The organism is Streptococcus pseudopneumoniae (assembly GCF_001068775.1).
In the GTDB taxonomy this organism is placed as follows: Bacteria; Bacillota; Bacilli; order Lactobacillales; family Streptococcaceae; genus Streptococcus; species Streptococcus pseudopneumoniae_N.
Genome location: NZ_JWAJ01000012.1, coordinates 1 through 21762, shown reverse-complemented (window position 1 = coordinate 21762; position 21762 = coordinate 1). Strand labels below are relative to the sequence as shown.

The 21762-nt window shown below is 42.1% G+C and carries 24 protein-coding genes and 2 other annotated features; of the genes, 21 read left to right on the top strand and 3 right to left on the bottom strand.

Annotation, left to right across the window (positions count from 1 at the left end; genetic code table 11):
- Nucleotides 1–11 precede the first annotated feature (11 nt).
- The 3 genes from ADF68_RS00425 (at nucleotide 12) to ADF68_RS00415 (ending at nucleotide 2626) form a co-directional block, all read left to right on the top strand.
- On the top strand, nucleotides 12–671 hold the full coding sequence (locus tag ADF68_RS00425) for an HAD family hydrolase (protein ID WP_049548165.1): 660 nt from the start codon (nucleotides 12–14) through the stop codon (nucleotides 669–671).
- Nucleotides 671–2152 carry a UDP-glucose--hexose-1-phosphate uridylyltransferase gene (locus ADF68_RS00420; RefSeq protein ID WP_049548164.1) on the top strand — a complete coding sequence of 494 codons (1482 nt, stop codon included), beginning with the start codon at nucleotides 671–673 and terminating at the stop codon, nucleotides 2150–2152. The genes ADF68_RS00425 and ADF68_RS00420 overlap by 1 nt, the downstream gene beginning before the upstream one ends.
- 69 nt (nucleotides 2153–2221) lie before the next feature.
- Nucleotides 2222–2626: a PaaI family thioesterase gene (locus ADF68_RS00415; protein WP_004251500.1), complete on the top strand. Its 405-nt coding sequence runs from the start codon at nucleotides 2222–2224 to the stop codon at nucleotides 2624–2626.
- Nucleotides 2627–2690: 64 nt separating this feature from the next.
- Here ADF68_RS00415 and ADF68_RS00410 read toward each other — a convergent pair whose 3' ends face one another.
- Together ADF68_RS00410 and ADF68_RS00405 are read right to left on the bottom strand one after the other, a co-directional pair.
- Nucleotides 2691–3077 carry a bleomycin resistance protein gene (locus tag ADF68_RS00410; RefSeq protein ID WP_049548163.1) on the bottom strand — a complete coding sequence of 129 codons (387 nt, stop codon included), beginning with the start codon at nucleotides 3075–3077 and terminating at the stop codon, nucleotides 2691–2693.
- Nucleotides 3078–3088: 11 nt separating this feature from the next.
- Nucleotides 3089–3916, bottom strand: a complete 828-nt coding sequence (locus ADF68_RS00405; protein WP_049548162.1) for an exodeoxyribonuclease III — start codon at nucleotides 3914–3916, stop codon at nucleotides 3089–3091.
- A gap of 262 nt (nucleotides 3917–4178) precedes the next feature.
- On the opposite strand from ADF68_RS00405, the gene ADF68_RS00400 reads away from it, so the two are divergent.
- The 12 genes from ADF68_RS00400 (at nucleotide 4179) to trpA (ending at nucleotide 17814) form a co-directional block, all read left to right on the top strand.
- Nucleotides 4179–5924, top strand: coding sequence for an ABC transporter ATP-binding protein (locus ADF68_RS00400; protein ID WP_049548161.1), 1746 nt, complete (start codon nucleotides 4179–4181; stop codon nucleotides 5922–5924).
- Complete coding sequence (locus ADF68_RS00395; RefSeq protein WP_049548160.1) at nucleotides 5914–7656, top strand: ABC transporter ATP-binding protein; 1743 nt, start codon at nucleotides 5914–5916, stop codon at nucleotides 7654–7656. Before ADF68_RS00400 ends, ADF68_RS00395 begins: the two co-directional genes overlap by 11 nt.
- 106 nt (nucleotides 7657–7762) lie before the next feature.
- Nucleotides 7763–8455, top strand: coding sequence for a sugar transferase (locus ADF68_RS00390; RefSeq protein ID WP_049548159.1), 693 nt, complete (start codon nucleotides 7763–7765; stop codon nucleotides 8453–8455).
- A 39-nt stretch (nucleotides 8456–8494) separates the two neighbouring features.
- A complete protein-coding gene (locus ADF68_RS00385; RefSeq protein WP_049548158.1) occupies nucleotides 8495–9721 on the top strand; it encodes a DegT/DnrJ/EryC1/StrS family aminotransferase in 1227 nt (408 codons plus the stop codon).
- A 65-nt stretch (nucleotides 9722–9786) separates the two neighbouring features.
- Nucleotides 9787–10011, top strand: a binding site (T-box leader).
- A gap of 65 nt (nucleotides 10012–10076) precedes the next feature.
- A complete protein-coding gene (gene trpB, locus ADF68_RS00380) occupies nucleotides 10077–11255 on the top strand; it encodes a tryptophan synthase subunit beta (RefSeq protein WP_049548157.1) in 1179 nt (392 codons plus the stop codon).
- Nucleotides 11252–11477 (top strand) — a binding site (T-box leader). Its footprint overlaps the gene before it by 4 nt.
- 71 nt (nucleotides 11478–11548) lie before the next feature.
- Complete coding sequence (trpE, locus tag ADF68_RS00370) at nucleotides 11549–12910, top strand: anthranilate synthase component I (RefSeq protein ID WP_049548156.1); 1362 nt, start codon at nucleotides 11549–11551, stop codon at nucleotides 12908–12910.
- A complete protein-coding gene (locus ADF68_RS00365) occupies nucleotides 12907–13473 on the top strand; it encodes an aminodeoxychorismate/anthranilate synthase component II (protein WP_049548155.1) in 567 nt (188 codons plus the stop codon). Before trpE ends, ADF68_RS00365 begins: the two co-directional genes overlap by 4 nt.
- Nucleotides 13474–13483: 10 nt before the next feature.
- Complete coding sequence (gene trpD / locus ADF68_RS00360; RefSeq protein WP_049548154.1) at nucleotides 13484–14488, top strand: anthranilate phosphoribosyltransferase; 1005 nt, start codon at nucleotides 13484–13486, stop codon at nucleotides 14486–14488.
- Nucleotides 14485–15252: an indole-3-glycerol phosphate synthase TrpC gene (gene trpC / locus ADF68_RS00355; RefSeq protein ID WP_049548153.1), complete on the top strand. Its 768-nt coding sequence runs from the start codon at nucleotides 14485–14487 to the stop codon at nucleotides 15250–15252. The genes trpD and trpC overlap by 4 nt, the downstream gene beginning before the upstream one ends.
- On the top strand, nucleotides 15239–15838 hold the full coding sequence (locus ADF68_RS00350) for a phosphoribosylanthranilate isomerase (RefSeq protein WP_049548152.1): 600 nt from the start codon (nucleotides 15239–15241) through the stop codon (nucleotides 15836–15838). Before trpC ends, ADF68_RS00350 begins: the two co-directional genes overlap by 14 nt.
- Nucleotides 15816–17039, top strand: coding sequence for a tryptophan synthase subunit beta (gene trpB / locus ADF68_RS00345; protein WP_049548151.1), 1224 nt, complete (start codon nucleotides 15816–15818; stop codon nucleotides 17037–17039). Before ADF68_RS00350 ends, trpB (ADF68_RS00345) begins: the two co-directional genes overlap by 23 nt.
- On the top strand, nucleotides 17032–17814 hold the full coding sequence (gene trpA, locus ADF68_RS00340) for a tryptophan synthase subunit alpha (RefSeq protein WP_049548150.1): 783 nt from the start codon (nucleotides 17032–17034) through the stop codon (nucleotides 17812–17814). The genes trpB (ADF68_RS00345) and trpA overlap by 8 nt, the downstream gene beginning before the upstream one ends.
- Here the strand turns inward: trpA and ADF68_RS00335 are convergent.
- Nucleotides 17783–18445 (bottom strand): prepilin peptidase, encoded by a 663-nt coding sequence (locus tag ADF68_RS00335; RefSeq protein WP_049548149.1) that lies wholly within the window; start codon nucleotides 18443–18445, stop codon nucleotides 17783–17785. The two genes, trpA and ADF68_RS00335, sit on opposite strands and share 32 nt — an antisense overlap.
- A gap of 70 nt (nucleotides 18446–18515) precedes the next feature.
- On the opposite strand from ADF68_RS00335, the gene ADF68_RS00330 reads away from it, so the two are divergent.
- From ADF68_RS00330 to ADF68_RS00305, 6 genes are all read left to right on the top strand, one after another.
- Entirely contained in the window at nucleotides 18516–18971 is a 456-nt protein-coding gene (locus ADF68_RS00330; protein ID WP_049548148.1) for a GNAT family N-acetyltransferase, read from the top strand.
- 85 nt (nucleotides 18972–19056) lie between these two features.
- On the top strand, nucleotides 19057–19806 hold the full coding sequence (truA, locus tag ADF68_RS00325) for a tRNA pseudouridine(38-40) synthase TruA (protein ID WP_049548147.1): 750 nt from the start codon (nucleotides 19057–19059) through the stop codon (nucleotides 19804–19806).
- Nucleotides 19796–20569 (top strand): bifunctional hydroxymethylpyrimidine kinase/phosphomethylpyrimidine kinase, encoded by a 774-nt coding sequence (locus ADF68_RS00320; protein WP_049548146.1) that lies wholly within the window; start codon nucleotides 19796–19798, stop codon nucleotides 20567–20569. Before truA ends, ADF68_RS00320 begins: the two co-directional genes overlap by 11 nt.
- Nucleotides 20547–21008: an ECF transporter S component gene (locus tag ADF68_RS00315; RefSeq protein WP_049529908.1), complete on the top strand. Its 462-nt coding sequence runs from the start codon at nucleotides 20547–20549 to the stop codon at nucleotides 21006–21008. Before ADF68_RS00320 ends, ADF68_RS00315 begins: the two co-directional genes overlap by 23 nt.
- A 68-nt stretch (nucleotides 21009–21076) precedes the next feature.
- The gene (locus ADF68_RS00310) at nucleotides 21077–21301 is read left to right on the top strand and encodes a YqgQ family protein (protein ID WP_000646475.1); all 225 of its coding nucleotides are present in this window, start codon (nucleotides 21077–21079) and stop codon (nucleotides 21299–21301) included.
- Nucleotides 21302–21306: 5 nt separating this feature from the next.
- The gene (locus ADF68_RS00305) at nucleotides 21307–21690 is read left to right on the top strand and encodes a rhodanese-like domain-containing protein (protein ID WP_049548145.1); all 384 of its coding nucleotides are present in this window, start codon (nucleotides 21307–21309) and stop codon (nucleotides 21688–21690) included.
- Nucleotides 21691–21762: the final 72 nt, after the last annotated feature.

Here is a 21762-nt window from a genome sequence, read left to right as displayed (position 1 = left end):
GAGAGAAGGATATGGAAGCTGTAATATTTGATTTAGATGGCTTATTAGCCGATACTGAAATCATTTCTCTAAAAGTTTATCAAGAATTGCTTAGAGATTTTGGAATTCCTTTCACAGAAGAAACTTATTCTAGAGACTACAGTGGACATAGGGAAGAGGAGAATGTTCAACGATTTTTGGATACCTATGATTTACCTTGGAACTTTGACCAAACCTTGGATAAAGTTTATGAACTGGAAGCTCAAATCTTAGCCAAAGGTGTAAATTTAAAAAAAGGTGCTAAAAATTTGCTTACTTATTTGCAAAGAGAAGGAATTCCAATCGTTTTAGCAACATCAAGTGTTGAATCTCGAGCTAGAATGATATTGGATAGCAATGGTATACTATCCCTATTTGACCATCTAGTTTTTGCAAAAGATGTAAAGCGAAGCAAACCATACCCTGATATATTCTTAAAGGCCTGCAGTGATTTGAACGTTTTACCAGAGAATTGCTTGGTACTAGAGGATAGTGAAGCAGGGATTGAAGCGGCATCCAGAGCTGGAATTCCAGTTATTTGTATTCCAGATTTAAAAATACCAGCACAGTCTTTCTTAAATAAAACAGAACAAGTTTTTCAGGATTTGGATGTTGTTAGAGACTATTTAGAAAGTAAGAAGGAGGTTTTCTAGTGACCTTAGTAGAAAGATTTGTTACCAAAGTCATTGCAGAAAGTACCTTTGAAGAGTTGGACCGTATCTATCTGACCAATCGTGTTTTGGGCTTGGTTGGTGAAGGAGTTTTGGACGTTGAGACTGACCAGGATAACTTGATTGAACTAAAAGATCAGCTTGTCGAGGAAGCCGTTTGCTTGGGAACGATTGAAGATAGTCTGGCTGCGCGTGAGATTCTCGGTGCTGACCTCATGGACTTGGTAACGCCTTGTCCAAGTCAGGTTAATCGTGATTTTTGGGATACCTATGCCCAGTCACCAGAGCAGGCAATTGCGGATTTCTACCAACTCAGTCAGAAGAATGACTACATCAAACTGAAGGCTATCGCAAAGAATATTGCTTATCGTGTACCATCTGACTACGGTGAACTGGAGATTACCATCAATCTTTCTAAGCCTGAAAAGGATCCAAAAGAGATAGCGGCAGCTAAGTTGGTTAAATCCAGTAACTATCCTCAATGTCAGCTCTGTATGGAGAATGAAGGTTATCATGGTCGTGTCAATCATCCAGCTAGAAGCAATCACCGAATTATTCGTTTTGATATTTCTGGTCAGGAGTGGGGCTTCCAATATTCGCCTTACGCTTACTTTAATGAGCACTGTATTTTCCTAGATAGCCAACATCGTCCTATGGTTATTAGTCGCCAAAGTTTTGAACGTTTGTTAGCGATTGTGGAGCAGTTTCCAGGCTACTTTGCTGGTTCAAATGCTGATTTGCCAATCGTGGGTGGCTCCATCCTGACCCATGATCATTACCAAGGTGGGTGCCATGTATTCCCAATGGAAGTGGCTCCTATTCAGAAAAGCTTTATCTTTGACGGTTTTGAAACTGTCAAAGCAGGAATTGTCCAGTGGCCTATGTCCGTCATTCGACTAACTTCAGATTCTAAAGAGGATTTGACAGAACTAGCGGATAAAATCTTACTGGCTTGGCGTCAATACTCAGATCCAAGTGTACAGGTCTTGGCAGAAAGTAATGGAACACCGCATCACACTATCACACCGATTGCGCGTAAGCGAGATGGGCAGTTTGAGTTAGATTTGGTCTTGCGGGACAATCAAACATCTCCAGAGCATCCAGATGGTATCTATCATCCCCACAAGGATGTTCAACATATCAAGAAGGAAAATATCGGCTTGATAGAGGTTATGGGATTGGCTATCTTGCCACCACGCTTGAAGGAAGAAGTGGAGCAAGTAGCAGCTTATCTAGTCGGAGAGGATGTTCTAGTAGCAGATTATCACCAAGAATGGGCAGATGAATTGAAAGAATCCCATCCTGGATTGACTGACAAAGACCAAGCTCTTAATATCGTCCAAGAATCTGTTGGAAAAATCTTTGCTCGAGTTTTGGAAGATGCAGGAGTTTACAAGCAAACAGAAGAAGGACAAGCTGCCTTTATGCGCTTTGTGGAGCAGGTGGGTATTTTGCCCGAATAAGTGCTTCTCTCTTGCGTAGAGTCTTGAAAAGTAGTATCATAGTGTCGTTTGAAATATCAGGAGGAACGTATGAAAGATTTTCACTTTGACGCTATATCTGCCTTTGAAAATTACGAAATTGAAAAAATGAGAGATGGCCACGTTGTGGTGACGACAAAAGTAGTGGACTCTTCACTCAACTACTATGGAAATGCCCATGGAGGCTATCTATTTACCCTATGTGACCAAATCAGTGGTCTTGTGGTGATTTCGCTAGGATTAGACGGGGTGACACTCCAGTCTTCCATCAACTATCTGAAAGCTGGAAATCTAGGGGATGTTCTCACTATCAAAGGAGAATGTGTCCACCAAGGACGTACCACTTGTGTCGTCGATGTTGACATCATCAACCAAGATGGTCGAAATGTCTGCAAGGCAACCTTCACCATGTTTGTCACAGGACATCGATCTGAAGATAGACAGGTGAGGATATAGGAAATATAAAAAAGAGGCATATGCCTCTTTTTTTATTACTTTTCCACTCTAGTGCTGTGTTATACTATTCACTAAATCTTAAAAAATAGCCATCTGGATCTAAAACTGCAAATTCATGGGGATAGATATATTGTTCATCAACACGAAATTCTCTTTTGGTCAATGGACGATGAATAGGATAGTTAGACTCGATTACTTTCTGATGGAGTCTAGGGACATCCTTGATGCCAAAGGAGATATTGACACCACGCCCGAAAGGATAAGTCAGTTGGGATAATTCTTCTGCGTTGCCTTCTTCTAGCATAAGTTGGCAGTCTTCAAGCGAAAGGAAGAGAAATTTTTCCTCTGGACGCTCGTATTCGACAGAGAATCCCAATAAGTCGCAGTAGAAGTGACGCGATTTCTCGATATCCGATACGACAAATTCAGGGATGACAGCTTGATAGTCCATTCGTTTTCTCCTTAGAAATCAATCTCCATGACAATCGGTGTATGGTCTTGACGGGCACCGGAGTCAATCATGTCTGACTTGGTAATCTTGTCTGCTACACGGTTACTTGTGAGCCAGTAGTCGATTCTCCAGCCTGTGTTGTTGATTTTTGAAGTCTTGCTGCGTTGTGCCCACCAAGTATAGCGTTCTGGCACATCTCCATGGATATGGCGGAAGGTATCTGTAAATCCTTTGGCTAAAAGGTTTGTAAATCCTTCACGCTCTTCGTCTGTGAAACCTGGTGAACGGCGGTTGCTGGCGGGGTTAGCAAGGTCAATTTCCTTGTGAGCAACGTTGTAGTCCCCGGTTGCTAGGACAGGTTTTTGCTTATCTAGTTGAGCCAAGTACTCCGCATATTTGACATCCCAAACTTGTCGCTCTTCCAAGCGTTTGAGTCCATCACCAGCGTTTGGTGTGTAAACTTGAGTCACGAAAAATGTATCAAATTCTAAAGTGATGATACGGCCTTCAGAGTCCATGGTAGAAGGTGCACCGATTTCCGGAAAGCTGATAGTTGGAGTTAGTTCTTTCTTATAGAGAAACATAGTTCCAGCATAACCTTTACGAGCAGGTTCTTGAGAGGAACGCCAAGTATTTTCATATCCAGGGAAGAGTTCTTCTAACACCTCGAGGTGTTTTTTAGTAGGACCTTTAGCTGAAAGCTTGGTTTCTTGGATGGCAATGATATCAGCATTTTCAGCAACCAAGGTTTGGAGGACGTCTTGTGATAATTTCGCACGCGCAGAATCACTCGTCAACGCTGCATTGAGGGAATCAATGTTCCATGAGATCAATTTCATAATGTTTACCTTTTCATTCAGATTATAGACAATATTATACCAGAAAAAGAAGTATTTCCCCAGCGTATGGTTTGAAAAATCCAGGTCATTCCTATATAATAAAGAATGATTTATGTAAAGGAATGAAAATGAATGAAATGTTACTCCTTTGAGTATCTTTATCGCTGAATATGACAAAGTTTAAGTTAGTGTCATCACCTATGAATAGGAAAAACCTGAGGCAGTCGCCTCAGGTTTCCATTTGTTATTAGAAAGGAATTTTATGTCCATCATCCAAAAACTCTGGTGGTTTTTTAAATTAGAAAAACGCCGTTACCTAGTTGGAATTGTAGCTTTGGTTTTGGTTTCTGTACTAAACCTCATCCCACCTATGGTCATGGGGCGCGTAATCGATGCCATTACTTCGGGACGATTAACACAAGATGAGCTCCTGCTCCATCTCTTTTATCTCCTGCTGGCAGCTTTCGGGATGTATTATCTGCGTTACGTTTGGCGTATGTATATCCTAGGGACTTCCTACCGACTTGGACAAATCATGCGTTCAAGACTATTTGAACATTTTACAAGGATGTCTCCCGCTTTTTATCAGAGTTATCGGACTGGGGATTTGATGGCTCACGCAACCAATGATATCAATGCTCTGACTCGTTTAGCAGGTGGTGGTGTCATGATGGCAGTGGATGCCTCTATCACAGCCTTGGTGACTCTCTTGACTATGCTCTTTAGCATTTCTTGGCAGATGACCTTGGTTGCCATTCTACCTTTGCCATTTATGGCCTATGCGACTAGTCGTTTGGGGAGAAAGACCCATAAGGCTTTCGGAGAATCACAAGCAGCCTTTTCTGAACTCAACAATAAGGTTCAAGAATCTGTATCAGGTATCAAGGTAACCAAGTCCTTTGGCTATCAGTCTGATGAATTGGCATCTTTCCAGGAAGTCAATAATTTGACCTTCCAAAAGAATCTGCAAACCATGAAATATGATAGTCTCTTTGACCCCATGGTTCTACTCTTTGTTGGTTCTTCCTATGCCTTAACTCTCTTAGTCGGTGCCTTTATGGTGCAAGCAGGACAAGTAACCGTTGGTAATCTGGTCACCTTTATCTCTTACTTGGATATGTTGGTCTGGCCTTTGATGGCGATTGGTTTCCTCTTTAATATTACTCAAAGAGGGAAGGTTTCTTATCAACGAATTGAGAGTCTTTTGTCCCAAGAGTCACCTGTCAAAGATCCAGAATCTCCACTTGAAGGGATTGAAAATGGGCGCTTAGACTATGCCATTGATCGTTTTGCCTTTGAAGACGAGGAGACGCTGAGAGATATCCACTTTAGTCTCGAAAAAGGGCAAACCTTAGGCTTGGTTGGACAAACTGGTTCAGGGAAAACAGCTTTGATTAAATTGCTCCTACGTGAGTATGAAGTTGACAAAGGAGCTATTTATCTAAATGGTCATGATATTCGCGCCTATCGACTAGCTGACTTACGTAGTTTGATGGGATACGTCCCACAGGACCAATTTCTTTTTGCCAGTTCTATCATAAATAATATTCGCTTTGGAAATCCCGACCTACCTTTCTCAGCAGTAGAAGAAGCGACAAAGTTGGCTCAAGTCTATCAAGACATTCAAGCCATGCCCCAGGGATTTGACACAGTTATCGGGGAAAAAGGTGTTAGTCTATCTGGTGGACAAAAGCAACGTCTGGCCATGAGTCGGGCTATGATCTTAAATCCCGATATCTTGATTTTAGATGATTCCTTGTCAGCTGTGGATGCTAAGACAGAGTTCGCAATCATCGATAATCTCAAGGAAACTCGCAAAGATAAAACGACTATCATCACTGCCCATCGTCTCAGTGCAGTTGTTCACGCTGATTTGATCTTGGTTATGCAAAATGGACAGATTATCGAACGTGGGACTCATGAGGACTTACTAGCTTTGGATGGTTGGTACGCCCAAACCTACCAGTCTCAACAGTTAGAAATGAAAGGAGAAGAAGATGCGGAATAAACAAGAACAATGGGCTGTATTGAAACGCTTGTTGTCCTATCTTAAGCCCTATGGTCTCCTAACCTTTTTAGCCTTAGCTTTTCTCCTTACGACGACTGTTATCAAGAGTATCATCCCCTTGGTAGCTTCGCACTTTATCGACCAGTATCTACATAATCTCAATCAGCTTGCTGTTACAGTTTTGTTGGTTTACTATGGTCTCTACATTCTTCAAACCATTGTCCAATATGTGGGGAACATCCTCTTTGCGCGCGTGTCCTACAGTATCGTTAGAGATATTCGACGTGATGCCTTTGCCAATATGGAGAAGCTAGGCATGTCTTACTTTGATAAAACGCCTGCAGGCTCTATTGTCTCTCGTTTGACCAACGACACTGAGACCATCAGTGATATGTTTTCGGGGATCTTATCTAGCTTTATCTCGGCAGTCTTTATATTCGTGACGACCCTTTATACCATGTTAGTTCTGGACTATCGTCTGACTGCTTTAGTCTTGCTCTTCCTACCTTTGATTTTCCTTTTGGTCAATCTCTACCGTAAAAAATCGGTCAAGGTCATTGAAAAAACCAGAAGTTTACTGTCAGATATTAACAGTAAGCTGGCAGAAAATATCGAAGGAATTCGTATTATTCAAGCCTTCAACCAAGAAAAACGCCTGCAAGAAGAGTTTGATGAGATAAACCAGGAACACCTAGTCTACGCTAACCGTTCAGTAGCCTTGGATTCTCTCTTTTTGCGTCCAGCTATGAGTTTGTTGAAGCTGTTGGGATATGCGGTTTTGATGGCTTACTTTGGCTATCGCGGACTTTATCTAGGAATAACGGCAGGAACTATGTACGCCTTTATCCAGTACATCAACCGTCTCTTTGACCCTCTCATCGAGGTGACACAGAATTTTTCTACTCTTCAGACTTCCATGGTGTCAGCAGGTCGTGTCTTTGCACTCATTGATGAGACCAACTATGAACCTGTCCAAGAAAATGGCAAAGCCGAGATCCAAGAAGGAAATATTCGCTTTGAGCATGTGTCCTTCTCTTATGATGGGAAGCATCAAATTCTCGATGATATTTCCTTTACCGTCAATAAAGGTGAAACCATTGCCTTTGTCGGTCATACGGGATCGGGTAAATCTTCTATCATTAATGTTCTGATGCGCTTTTATGAATTTCAGTCAGGACGAGTTCTCATAGATGGTGTGGATATTCGAGAGTACAGTCAAGAGGAGTTGAGAAAAAACATCGGGCTGGTCCTACAGGAACCCTTCCTTTATCATGGGACCATTAAGTCCAATATCGCCATGTATCAAGATATCAGCGATGACCAAGTCAAGGCTGCAGCAGAATTTGTCGATGCAGATTCCTTCATTCAGGACCTTCCTTTAGGTTATGATGCCCCTGTATCTGAGCGTGGTTCGAGTTTTTCAACGGGTCAACGTCAACTTCTTGCCTTTGCCAGAACTGTTGCCAGTCAACCTAAAATTTTGATTTTGGATGAAGCGACAGCCAATATCGATTCTGAGACAGAAGCTCTGGTTCAAAATTCCCTAGCTAAGATGAGAGAAGGTCGGACCACCATTGCCATCGCCCATCGCCTTTCTACTATTCAAGACGCTAACTGTATCTATGTCCTTGATAAGGGACGCATCATCGAAAGGGGAAGCCATGAGGAACTCCTAGCATTGGGTGGAACCTATCACAAGATGTATAGCTTGCAGGCAGGTGCTCTGTCCTAAGGGAGAATTCCTTTAAAACACAGATTTCTTATACCGCCTCTTTCATTTTGTGGTATAATGTAGAATGTTAATAAAGATTATCTATAAAAAACAGAGGAGAATGTGCATGCTGAAATGGGATGAACTACCTCAAGAAATGCAAATGAGCGAGGTAAAACCATACTACCAGCTTGTGTCTAGAAGAAAAGGCTCACTGATTTTCAAGCGTTGTCTAGATTTGTTTCTAGCTTTGGTCTTGTTAATCTTGACCTCCCCCTTATTTCTGATTCTAAGCATCTGGATCAAGCTAGATAGCAAGGGTCCAGTTATTTACAAGCAAGTGCGGGTAACCCAGTACAACCGTCATTTCAAGATATGGAAATTCCGGACTATGGTAACCGATGCTGATAAAAAAGGAAGTCTGGTAACTTCTGCAAATGACAGTCGTATCACCAAGGTTGGAAATTTCATTCGCCGTGTTCGTTTGGATGAATTGCCGCAATTGGTCAATGTCCTCAAAGGAGAGATGTCCTTTGTGGGAACCCGCCCAGAAGTACCACGCTACACAGAGCAGTATAGCCCTGAAATGATGGCTACCTTGCTCTTACCTGCGGGGATTACATCGCTTGCCAGCATTAATTATAAGGATGAGGATGCCATCATCAGTCAAATGACTGCAAAAGGTATGACAGTTGACCAGGCTTATGTGGAAAGAGTCCTTCCAGAAAAAATGCACTTTAACCTAGCCTACCTACGTGATTTTAATTTCTTCGGAGATATCAAGATCATGTTCCAGACTGTAGTTGAAGTTTTAAAATAAAGTAGTCACAAGAGTGAATACAGTAAAAGGAGTAAATCAATGACAAAGTATAATATTCCATTTTCACCACCCGATATTACCGAAGCTGAAATTACTGAAGTAGCTGATACCCTTCGTTCTGGTTGGATTACAACAGGTCCTAAGACAAAAGAATTGGAACGACGTTTATCTCTCTATACTCAGACACCTAAGACAGTCTGCCTCAACTCTGCAACAGCAGCTCTTGAATTGATTTTGCGCGTGCTTGAAGTAGGACCTGGTGATGAAGTCATCGTTCCAGCTATGACTTATACAGCATCATGTAGTGTTATCACTCACGTAGGTGCGACACCAGTTATGGTTGATATCCAAGATGATACCTTTGAAATGGACTATGACAAGCTTGAACAAGCTATTACTGAGAATACTAAGGTTATCATCCCAGTTGAACTTGCAGGGATTATCTGTCACTATGAACGTTTGTTCCAAGTTGTTGAGAAGAAACGCGATCTCTTTACAGCTGCTAGCAAGTGGCAAAAGGCCTTTAACCGTATTGTGATTGTCTCTGATAGTGCCCATGCTTTGGGTTCAAGCTATAAGGGACAACCAGCTGGTTCCATTGCAGACTTTACATCATTTTCTTTCCACGCAGTTAAGAATTTTACAACTGCAGAAGGAGGAAGTGCGACTTGGAAAGCCAATCCAGCGATTGACGATGAAGAAATGTACAAGGAATTCCAAATCCTTTCCCTTCATGGTCAAACAAAAGATGCTCTTGCCAAGATGCAACTGGGTTCATGGGAATACGATATCGTAACACCAGCCTATAAGTGCAACATGACAGATATCATGGCTTCACTTGGTCTAGTTCAGCTAGATCGTTATCCTGGCTTACTACAACGTCGTAAGGACATCGTGGACCGCTATGACCGTGGATTTGCAGGGACTCGTATTCATCCATTAGCACATGAAACTGATACGGTTGAATCTAGTCGCCACCTTTACATTACCCATGTAGAAGGTGCGAGTCTCGAAGAGCGCAACCAAATTATTCAAGAATTGGCCAAGGCTGGAATCGCAAGTAACGTTCACTACAAACCGCTTCCACTTTTGACAGCCTATAAGAATCTTGGTTTTGATATGGCAGATTATCCGCGAGCCTATGCCTTCTTTGAAAATGAAATTACATTACCGCTTCACACGAAATTAACGGATGAAGAAGTAGACTATATCATTGAAACTTTTGTCAGAGTTTCTGAAGAAGTTCTTGCTTCCTCAAAAAACTAATAAAAAAATTAGTAAAAAATGAATGAAAACGGTTGACAAAGAAAAAACAATAGCATATAATTAACTCAACAAATCAGAAAAGTAATTAATTTTAATCTTCAGGGAGCCTGTGGTTACTGCGAACAGGTGGTTGGAACTAGTGAAATTGGGCTGATTTTAAAAATGAATTTGAAACAATGAAAATTCGGTAGGCACACCTTACAGTGCAACTTGTTGTTAGACAAGGCAGAGATGTAAAGGGGATAGTCTCTTTACAATTGAGGTGGTACCGCGTTATAAACGCCCTCACACAGAAGTAGATTCTGTGTGTGGGCGTTTTTCATATCTTGGAAACAGTAGAAAAGAGGAAAAATTTATGACAACAAAAGGATATTTCGGACAATTTGGTGGTAGTTTTGTACCAGAACCAATTCAGGCTTTGCTAGATGAATTGGAAGTGACATTTGAAAAATACAAAGATGATCCAGAATTTTTAGCTGAGTTTCGCCATTACTTGAAGGATTATTCAGGTCGTGAAACATCGCTATACTATGCAGAGAGTTTGACAGAGCACCTAGGTGGAGCTAAGATTTATCTCAAGCGTGAAGACCTGAACCACCTTGGTTCACATAAACTCAATAACGTTTTGGGACAAATTCTTCTTGCTAAACGCATGGGTAAAAAACGTGTCATTGCCGAAACAGGAGCTGGTCAGCACGGTGTTGCGACTGCAGCTGCTGCAGCTAAATTTGGTATGGCCTGTGATGTCTACATGGGGGCAGAAGATGTGGAACGCCAACGTCTCAACGTCTTCCGTATGGAGATGATGGGAGCAACTGTTCACGCAGTTGAAACAGGAACACGTACTCTGAAGGATGCGGTTGATGCAGCCTTTGGAGCATGGATGAATGACCTTGAAGCTTTCTATGTTCTAGGTTCAGCTGTGGGACCTCACCCTTATCCTACCATTGTCCATGAATTCCAAAAAGTTATCAGTGAAGAATCACGTCGTCAAATCTTGGAAAAAGAAGGACGTCTGCCAGATTACGTTATTGCCTGTGTAGGTGGTGGTTCTAATGCCATCGGTGCCTTTTCACAGTATGTAGCTGATGAAGAAGTCAAATTGGTTGGAGTAGAAGCTGCTGGTCACGGTTTAGATACCGACAAACACGCAGCAACAATGACCAAGGGTAGTGTCGGAATTGTAGATGGAATGAAGACCTATGCAGTCTTTAAGGAAGATGGAGAGCTCGCGCCAGTTTACTCTATCTCAGCAGGTTTGGACTATCCAGGGGTTGGTCCAGAACATGCCTTCTTTAAAGACTCTGGTCGAGTAGAATATGTAGCAGCGACAGACGAAGAAGCTGTCCAAGCCTTGCTTTTATTAAGCAAAACAGAAGGAATTATCCCTGCAATTGAAAGCTCACATGCTATCGCTGAAGCAGTCAAACGCGCACCAAAACTAAGTAAAGATGAGATTATCATCATCAATGTCTCTGGTCGTGGAGACAAGGACGTAGCTGCCATTGCAGACTACCTTGAAGCTAAAAAATAAAAGATGGAAAATATACAGAGATTTCTCTCACAGAGAGCTTGTGGTTGCTGAAAACAAGCAGAGAAAGCTGTAAGGTTGGGTCCATCTGAAATGAGAGAAGAAAACATAATTCTCAAGGGAGTGCCCTTTATCGCACAACCTGTTACAGGAGCTATCTGAGACAGGAATGAGAGATAGGAAAAATCCTATAATTGAGGTGGCACCGCGAATTTCGTCCTCACGCAAGTTATTTTGCGTGGGGATTTTTTGTAGAATCAACACGGAATTTAAGAAGAACTGAAAGGGAAATTACAATGGAACGAATCATTCATGGAGATGTTTTATCACCAATCTTGGCTTATATTCGTTTGAACGGACAACACAAGGTCATACTTGAAAGTATCCCAAGAGAAAAGGAAAATGCTCGATTTTCTATCTTGGCCTATAATCCAGTTTTTGAGATTAAGTTTGAGAATGGAGTCCTATATCAAAATGGTCAAGTGATTGATCGTGACCCCTTGGATTTCCTCTATGAGGTGACTCATAAGAGTCAGCACCATTCAGACCTACCTTTTGGTGGTGGAGCGATTGGCTTTGTCGGTTACGACATGATTTCTCTTTATGAAGAAATTGGTCAGCTTCCTGAGGATACGATTGGGACGCCAGATATGCATTTCTTTGTTTACGAGAGTTATATGGTATTTGACCACAAGAAAGAAAAAATTCATATCATCGAGGATGCTCTTTACAGTGATCGTAGCAATGAAGAACTAGAAGTGGCTTTGGATCAGGTTTTAGAGGAGTTGAAAATCCCTGCTCCAAATGAATTTGAAGATTTGGACGTTTCTCCACTTCAGTTTAGACCACATATTGCACCTCAGAAATTTGAAGAAATGGTAGAAACAGCTCGCGACTTGATTCGCAACGGAGATATGTTCCAATGTGTGCTCAGTCAGCGCTTCTCCGCAGAGGTAACTGGAAATTCTTTTGACTTCTACAGAAATCTCCGAGTGACCAATCCATCAAATTACCTCTACTTTTATGACTTTGGAGATTATCAAATTATCGGTGCCAGTCCAGAGAGCTTGGTTTCCGTCAAAAATGGCATTGTGACAACCAATCCAATTGCAGGTACGCGACCTAGAGGTGCCAATGACGAGGAAGATGCGACCTTAGCAAATGATCTACTTTCTGATGAAAAGGAAACGGCAGAACATCGAATGTTGGTGGACTTGGGACGAAATGATATCGGTAGAATTGCTGAAACAGCAAGTGTCCAAGTAACCAAGTATATGGAAGTCGAACTTTTCCGCTATGTCATGCATTTGACCAGCGTGGTTAAGGGACATTTATTACCAGAACTGACTGCCATGGATGCCTTGAAGGCGACACTTCCGGCAGGAACAGTATCGGGAGCACCAAAGATTCGGGCAATGAAACGCATCTATGAACTAGAAACAGAGAAGCGAGGTGTCTATGCAGGAGCTATCGGTTACTTATCAGCAACTGGAGACATGGATTTTGCTATTGCAATTCGAACCATGATTCTTAAAAATAAAACAGCCTACGTACAGGCTGGTGCAGGAATTGTTTATGATTCCATCGCTCAGAATGAATACCAAGAAACGATTAACAAAGCTAAATCTATGACTAGAATGGGAGAACTAAGACCATGATTTTATTGATTGACAATTACGATTCATTTACCTATAACCTGGCTCAATATATCGGGAATTTCGCAAAAGTTCAGGTTTTGAGAAATGATGATCCAAACCTTTATGAAGAAGCTACAAAGGCAGATGGACTGGTCTTTTCTCCTGGTCCAGGTTGGCCAGCTGATGCTGGGAAAATGGAAGAAATGATTCGTGATTTTGCAGGTAAGAAACCGATTCTAGGGATTTGTTTGGGGCACCAAGCCATTGCAGAAGTCTTTGGCGGCAAGTTAGGCTTGGCTCCTAAAGTTATGCACGGTAAACAAAGCCAGATTCGATTTGAGACTCCGTCCGTTCTCTATCAAGGAAATGAGGACAATCGTCCGGTCATGCGTTACCACAGTATTTTAATTGAAGAGATGCCAGAAGAGTTTGAAGTGACAGCTCGTTCGACAGATGACCAAGCTATTATGGGGATTCAACACAAAACCTTGCCGATTTATGGCTTGCAGTATCATCCAGAAAGTATTGGAACGCCAGATGGTCTATCTTCTATTCGGAATTTTATCGAGAAGGTTGTAAAGTGAGGAAACTAGGATGAAAGAGATTATTGAAAAACTAGCAAAGTTTGAAAATTTATCAGGTGTGGAAATGACGGATGTCATTGAGCGTATCGTAACTGGGCGTGTAACAGAGGCACAGATTGCTTCTCTTCTCTTGGCGCTTAAGATGAAGGGGGAAACACCTGAAGAACGCACAGCCATTTCCCAAGTCATGAGAGGGCATGCCCAACATATTCCAACTGAGATTCATGATGCCATGGACAACTGTGGTACAGGTGGGGACAAGTCTTTCAGTTTTAATATTTCCACAACTGCAGCCTTTGTCTTGGCTGGTGGCGGTGTTCACATGGCCAAACATGGTAACCGCTCGATTTCTTCTAAATCTGGTTCTGCAGATGTCCTCGAAGCCTTGGGCATCAATCTTGATCTCAAACCAGCTGAACTAGGTAAGGTCTTTGATAAAACTGGAATCGTCTTTCTCTTTGCTAAAAATATGCACCCAGCTATGAAATACATCATGCCAGCTCGTTTGGAATTGGGAATTCCAACGATTATGAACTTGACTGGTCCACTGATTCACCCAATGGTTTTGGAAACACAGCTTCTAGGGATCAGTCGTCCAGAACTTCTGGAAAGTACTGCTCAAGTCTTGAAAAATATGGGCCGCAAACGTGCCATTGTAGTAGCCGGTCCAGAAGGGTTGGATGAAGCTGGTTTGAATGGAACTACCAGCATTGCCCTTCTTGAAAATGGAGAAATTACTTTATCAACCTTTACTCCAGAAGATTTGGGAATGGAACGCATTGCTATTGAGGACATTCGTGGTGGAAATGCTCATGAGAATGCAGCCATCCTTGTTAGCGTACTTAATAATGAACCAAGTCCATTTCTGGAAACAACAGTTTTAAATGCAGGTCTCGGATTCTACGCCAATGGTAAAGCAGACAGTATCAAGGACGGAGTTGCCTTGGCACGTCAAGTGATTGCTAGTGGTAAGGCCCTTGAAAAACTCAGACTATTACAGGAGTATCAAAGATGAGTCAGGAATTTTTATCACGTATCCTAGAGCAAAAGGCGCGTGAAGTTGAAAAGATGGAGCGAGAGGAGCTTCAATCCTTGCGTCAAACTTATCGATTGAGTGAATATTTAAAAAATCACCAAGACCGTTTGCAAATCATTGCTGAGGTCAAGAAGGCAAGCCCAAGTCTAGGTGATATCAATCTTGATGTGGATATCGTACAACAGGCCCAGACTTACGAGGCTAACGGTGCGGTTATGATTTCTGTTCTGACAGATGAGGTTTTCTTTAAAGGTCATTTGGATTATCTGCGAGAGATTTCTAGTCAGGTACAGATCCCGACACTGAATAAGGATTTTATTATCGATGAAAAGCAAATCATTCGTGCTCGCAATGCGGGTGCGACCGTCATCTTACTCATCGTAGCGGCCTTATCTGAAAAACGACTGAAGGAGCTTTACGACTACGCGACAGATCTTGGTCTAGAAGTTTTGGTGGAAACTCATAATCTTGCTGAACTGGAAGTGGCTCATAGACTTGGAGCTCAAATTATTGGTGTCAACAATCGCAATTTAACAACCTTTGAAGTTGACTTGCAGACCAGCGTAGACTTGGCCAAATATTTCAAGGACGATTGCTTCTACATTTCCGAATCTGCTATTTTTACAGATGAGGATGCAAAACGAGTAGCACCATACTTTAACGGAATTTTAGTAGGAACAGCCCTCATGCAGGCAGAAGATGTAGCTCAGAGAATCAAGGAGTTGCAGATTGACAAAGGTTAAGATTTGTGGACTATCGACCAAAGAAGCGGTAAAAACAGCTGTGTCGGCTGGAGCAGACTACATTGGTTTTGTCTTCGCACCTAGCAAAAGACAGGTGACCTTCGAAAAGGCTGCTGAGCTAGCGAAGTTTATTCCAGCAGATGTAAAAAAGGTTGGCGTATTTGTTTCACCAAGTCGAGCTCAACTGCTAGAAGCGATTGAAAAAGTTGGCTTGGACTTGGTTCAAGTTCACGGTCAGGTGGTAGATGATTTGTTTGAGAATTTGCCTTGTGCCAGTATTCAGGCTGTGCAGGTGGATGGAGAGGGCCATGTACCCAATTCTCAGGCAGACTATCTACTCTTTGATGCCCCTGTGGCTGGGAGTGGCCAGACCTTTGACTGGGCTCAACTGGATACGATTGGACTAACTCAGCCTTTCTTTATCGCAGGTGGGCTTAATGAAGACAATGTAGTAAAAGCAATTCAACACTTTACTCCCTATGCAGTAGATGTATCAAGCGGAGTGGAGACAGATGGACAAAAAGATCATGAAAAGATTAGAAGATTTATAGAGAGGGTAAAGAATGGCATATCAAGAACCAAATAAAGATGGATTTTACGGAAAATTCGGTGGACGTTTTGTCCCAGAAACATTGATGACAGCAGTATTGGAACTGGAAGAGGCTTATCGTGAAAGTCAGGCAGATCCAAGTTTCCAAGAGGAGTTAAACCAACTTTTGCGCCAATATGTAGGACGTGAAACTCCCCTTTACTACGCAAAAAACTTGACCCAGCATATCGGCGGAGCCAAGATTTACCTTAAACGTGAAGACCTCAACCATACAGGCGCCCACAAGATTAACAATGCCTTGGGACAAGTTCTTCTGGCTAAACGCATGGGCAAAAAGAAAATTATCGCTGAAACAGGTGCTGGCCAGCACGGTGTAGCAACTGCAACAGCTGCAGCCCTCTTTAACATGGAATGTACCATCTATATGGGTGAAGAGGATGTCAAACGTCAAGCCCTCAATGTGTTCCGTATGGAGCTTTTGGGAGCTAAGGTTGAGGCAGTGACAGACGGTTCGCGCGTGCTCAAGGATGCGGTCAATGCAGCCCTTCGTTCTTGGGTTGCAAATATCGATGATACCCACTATATCCTTGGTTCTGCCTTGGGGCCCCATCCTTTCCCAGAAATTGTTCGTGATTTCCAAAGTGTTATCGGACGAGAAGCCAAGCAACAGTACCGTGAATTGACAGGTGAAAATTTACCAGATGCCCTAGTAGCCTGTGTTGGTGGTGGCTCTAATGCCATCGGACTTTTCCATCCATTTGTGGAAGATGAGTCAGTGGCTATGTATGGAGCTGAAGCAGCAGGACTTGGTGTGGATACAGAGCATCATGCAGCAACCTTGACCAAGGGTCGTCCAGGTGTTCTCCATGGTTCTCTCATGGATGTACTCCAAGATGCTCATGGTCAAATCTTAGAAGCCTTCTCTATCTCAGCAGGTTTGGACTACCCAGGTATCGGTCCAGAGCATTCACATTACCACGATATCAAACGCGCGTCCTATGTGCCTGTGACAGATGAAGAGGCCTTGGAAGGATTCCAACTCTTGTCTCGTGTGGAAGGAATTATCCCTGCCTTGGAGTCTAGTCACGCTATCGCTTTCGCAGTGAAATTGGCCAAAGAACTTGGCCCAGACAAGTCTATGATTGTCTGCCTATCAGGTCGTGGGGACAAGGATGTAGTTCAAGTTAAAGACCGATTGGAAGCAGATGCAGCAAAGAAGGGAGAAACTCATGCCTAAGACACTAACAGAAAAATTGAACGCTATAAAAGCGACTGGAAAGGGCATTTTCGTTCCCTATATCATGGCTGGAGACCATGAAAAAGGTTTGGATGGTCTTGCTGAAACAATTCGCTTTTTAGAAGACTTGGGTGTGTCTGCTATTGAAGTGGGAGTTCCCTTCTCAGACCCAGTTGCAGATGGACCTGTGATCGAAGAAGCAGGCTTGCGCAGTCTAGCTCATGGTACTTCGACACAAGCTTTGGTTGAAACCTTGAAAACCATTGAAACAGAGGTTCCGCTGGTCATTATGACCTACTTTAATCCTCTCTTTCAGTACGGTGTGGAGAAATTTGTCAAAGATGTGGCAGATACAGGGGTTAAGGGTTTGATTATTCCTGACCTGCCTCATGAGCATGCCAACTTTGTAGAACCATTTTTGGCAGGCACAGACATCGCCTTGATTCCTCTAGTTAGTTTGACGACAGGAATTGAGCGCCAGAAAGAGTTGATTGAAGTGGCAGAAGGATTCGTCTATGCCGTTGCTATCAATGGGGTCACAGGGAAATCAGGAAATTACCGAGATGACTTGGACAAGCACTTGAATCAACTTCATCAAGTGGCTGACATTCCAGTCTTGACAGGTTTTGGTGTATCCACACAAGCTGATGTTGAACGTTTCAATGCGGTCTCTGATGGTGTTATCGTCGGTTCCAAGATTGTTAAGGCTCTGCATGAAGGACAAGTAGCAGAAATCGCTGACTTTATCCGAGAAGCAGTAGCTTACCAAAAATAATCACACAAGCAGCAAGTAAGAGGAAGGGCACAAAAGGAAGTCTTTCCTTTTTCTTTAGTAGGAGAAAGGCTAGGATGCCAGTTGTAGAAGCGAACTGTATCAAAATTAGTAATTCTGTCAGACTAAAGATAAGCGCACAAGAGGATAGAAAGAGAAAATCCCCTGCACCTATGCGGATATCGATAAAGTGAGCCAAAATTCCCAAGATAAGAAAGAAAATCATAACTAGATTCCAACCACAGCAAACTATGAGGATTAAGTGAAAAATTAGCCAGACTAGCAAGGGATATTCTTGATGACGAAAGTCGTAGATGCCTAAGGTCAAGCCAGCGGCGATCAAAATGACTTGATTCAAAGTTAGAAATCCCAAAGAAAAAGTTAGAAAGAGTAGCCCCAAGAATAACTCAAAGAGGGCATACCAGAAAGGATAGTGGGCCTTGCAATAGCGACAGCGAAAGCCATGGACTACTTGAGAGACAATCGGAATCAAATCCAGTGATTTCAAGCGAGTCTGACAAGAATCACAGTGACTAGCAGGGAAAACAATGGATTGCTCAGGGAAACGATCAATGACCAATCCAAGAAAGGAAGCAAAAATAGCTCCAACAAGAAAAAAGTAAAGATGAATCATACTTATTTATTCGGAAAAAATAAGAGAAAGAGTATAATAGTTGGATATAGGAGAAATTTTAGGAGCAAATATGAAAATTCACTTTGAAAAAGGACTTCAGATAGAAAATGCCCAACTCATTTGTCGCTGGTCTAATGCTTTGGGAGAAAGTTTTCAGAAGCAATGGATGGGTCCCAAAATTTCTTACCCCTTGATTGCTCAATCCTTACAAAAGATAGAAGGGATTTTTTCTATTTTCACTGGAGAAGAGTTTGTGGGGCTTATCCAGAAAATCAGGCTAGAAGACAAGAATCTTCATATCGGGAGATTTTTTATCAATCCCCAGAAACAGGGGCAGGGATTAGGTAGCCAGGCTTTAAGGAAATTTATTTGTTTGGCCTTTGAAAATGAAGACATAGATACTATTTCTCTAAATGTCTTCGAGGCAAATCAAAGAGCAAAAAATCTTTACCAAAAAGAGGGATTTGAAATTGTTCAAACTATTGAAATTCCAGAACAAAAATATATGATGAGAAAATATAGATAAGAACTAGATGATACCAGGAACTGTCCCCGTACAATTTTTGGTTTTCAAACTTGTTGCAGAGAAATTTTCTTGATAAAATAGATACATGACTAGATATAAAGCTATAATTTCTTATGATGGCTATGCTTTTGCTGGTTTTCAACGGCAACCACACGCGCGTAGTGTCCAAGAGGAAATTGAAAAAACTTTAACCAAATTAAACAAAGGGCAGGCCATTACCATCCATGGTGCTGGGCGAACGGACAGTGGTGTTCATGCATTAGGCCAGGTCATCCACTTTGATCTTCCCTATCAGATGGATGAGGAGAAACTTCGCTTTGCTCTTGATACCCAAAGTCCTGAAGACATCGATGTCCTTTCGATTGAGATTGTGGCTGATGATTTTCATTGCCGTTATGCCAAGCATAGCAAGACCTATGAGTTTATTGTGGACAGGGGGCGTCCTAAAAATCCTATGAGACGTCATTATGCCACCCACTATCCATATCCACTAGATGTGGAGAGGGTGCAACTTGCTATAAAAAAACTAGAAGGGACTCACGACTTTACTGGTTTTACAGCATCAGGGACTAGTGTGGAGGACAAGGTCAGGACGATTACGGAAGCCAGTCTTAGGGTTGATGAAACAGGTCAGTTTTTGACCTTTACTTTCTCAGGCAATGGCTTCCTCTATAAGCAAATTCGAAATATGGTTGGAACCTTGCTGAAAATTGGTAACAACCGTATGCCAATTGAGCAGATTGACCTCATCTTGGAGAAAAAAGACAGACAGTTGGCAGGTCCAACTGCAGCACCCAATGGATTGTATTTAAAGGAGATTCGTTATGAAGAATAATCGTATTTTAGCACTTTCAGGAAATGATATTTTTAGTGGAGGTGGACTGGCTGCTGACCTTGCGACTTATACTTTGAATGGTTTGCATGGTTTTGTAGCCATGACTTGCTTGACTGCCTTGACAGAAAATGGTTTTGAAGTCTTCCCGACGGATGAGACTATTTTTCAACAACAGTTGGATAGTCTTAAAAGCGTAGATTTTGGAGGGATTAAGATTGGTCTCTTGCCGACTGTTGGTGTTGCTGAGAAAGCATTGAATTTCATCAAGGAAAGATCAGGAGTCCCTGTCGTTCTGGATCCTGTATTGGTTTGTAAGGAGACGCATGATGTTGCAGTCAGCGAACTCTGTCAAGAGTTGATTCGCTTTTTCCCTTATGTGACTGTAATTACACCAAATCTACCTGAGGCAGAGTTGCTTGCAGATCAAAAGATTGAAAGTCTGGATGATATGAAAGCTGCAGCTCAGAAATTACATGGCTTAGGAGCGCCAGCAGTCATTATCAAGGGAGGAAATCGTCTCAGTAAGGATAAGGCTGTAGATGTCTTTTATGATGGAGAGAATTTCACTATTCTTGAAAACCCAGTCATCCAAGGGCAAAATGCTGGTGCAGGGTGTACCTTTGCATCGAGCATTGCTAGTCAGTTAGTCAAGGGAGAGGAACTATTACCAGCAATTGAAACTTCCAAAGCCTTTGTTTACCGTGCCATTGCACAAGCAGATCAATATGGAGTGAGACAGTATGAAGCAAACCAAAACAACTAAAATTGCCCTAGTATCTATCTTAGCAGCCAGTTCTGTCGTATTGGGGTATTTTATAAAAATCCCAACACCAACTGGATTTCTAACACTTTTGGACGTTGGAGTCTTCTTCACAGCCTTTTACTTTGGAAGCCGTGAAGGAGCCGTTGTCGGAGGGTTAGCAGGATTTCTCATTGATCTCATTTCAGGCTACCCTCAGTGGATGATTTTTAGCTTAATCAATCATGGTTTGCAAGGCTATTTTGCAGGTTTTAAAGGGAAATGGCAATGGTTAGGATTAGTCTTGGCGACTCTATTCATGGTAGCTGGTTATGCCTTGGCATCAGCTTGGATGAATGGTTGGGGTGCAGCTATTCCAGAAATCATCCCAAATCTCATGCAAAATGTTGTTGGAATGACTCTAGGTTTTCTTCTTTGTCATAGTGTAAAGAAATTCAGATAATAGTGAAAAAAGGAAACCTACTCCGAACTATTAGGGAACTATTGAAAAAACTCTGATTATTTGCTAAAATGAAAGCTATGAAAACACTCTACGATGTGCAACAATTTCTGAAACAGTTCGGTATCATTGTTTATATGGGAAAACGTCTCTATGACATTGAACTGATGAAGATTGAACTATCACGGATTTATGATGCAGGCTTGATGGACAAGCTAGATTATCTTGAAGCAGAAGCTGTTCTTCGCAGAGAGCACAAACTAGAATTAGACTATTTAGAAAAAAATGGAGATTAGGTAATATGGTAACTTGGGTATTATGGGGACTTATTGTAGCGATGTTGGCTTGGATGGGATACAACTACCTTCGCATTCGTCGTGCAGCGAAAATTGTAGACAATGCAGAGTTTGAGTCTTTGATTCGTACAGGTCAGTTAATTGACTTGCGTGATCCAGCTGACTTCCACAGAAAACATATCCTTGGAGCTCGTAATATTCCTTCAAATCAATTGAAGACAAGTCTTGCAGCTCTTCGCAAGGATAAACCAGTCCTTCTATATGAAAACCAACGTGCGCAACGTGTGACCAATGCAGCACTTTTCTTGAAAAAACAAGGTTTCTCAGAAATCTATATCCTCTCTTACGGATTGGATTCTTGGACAGGGAAAGTAAAAGTTGAAAAATAAGAAATGGCGGTGGGACAGAAATCGATAGACAAAGTCTTGATTTCGTAGTCCCAGCCCCGCGAGGATGATTAG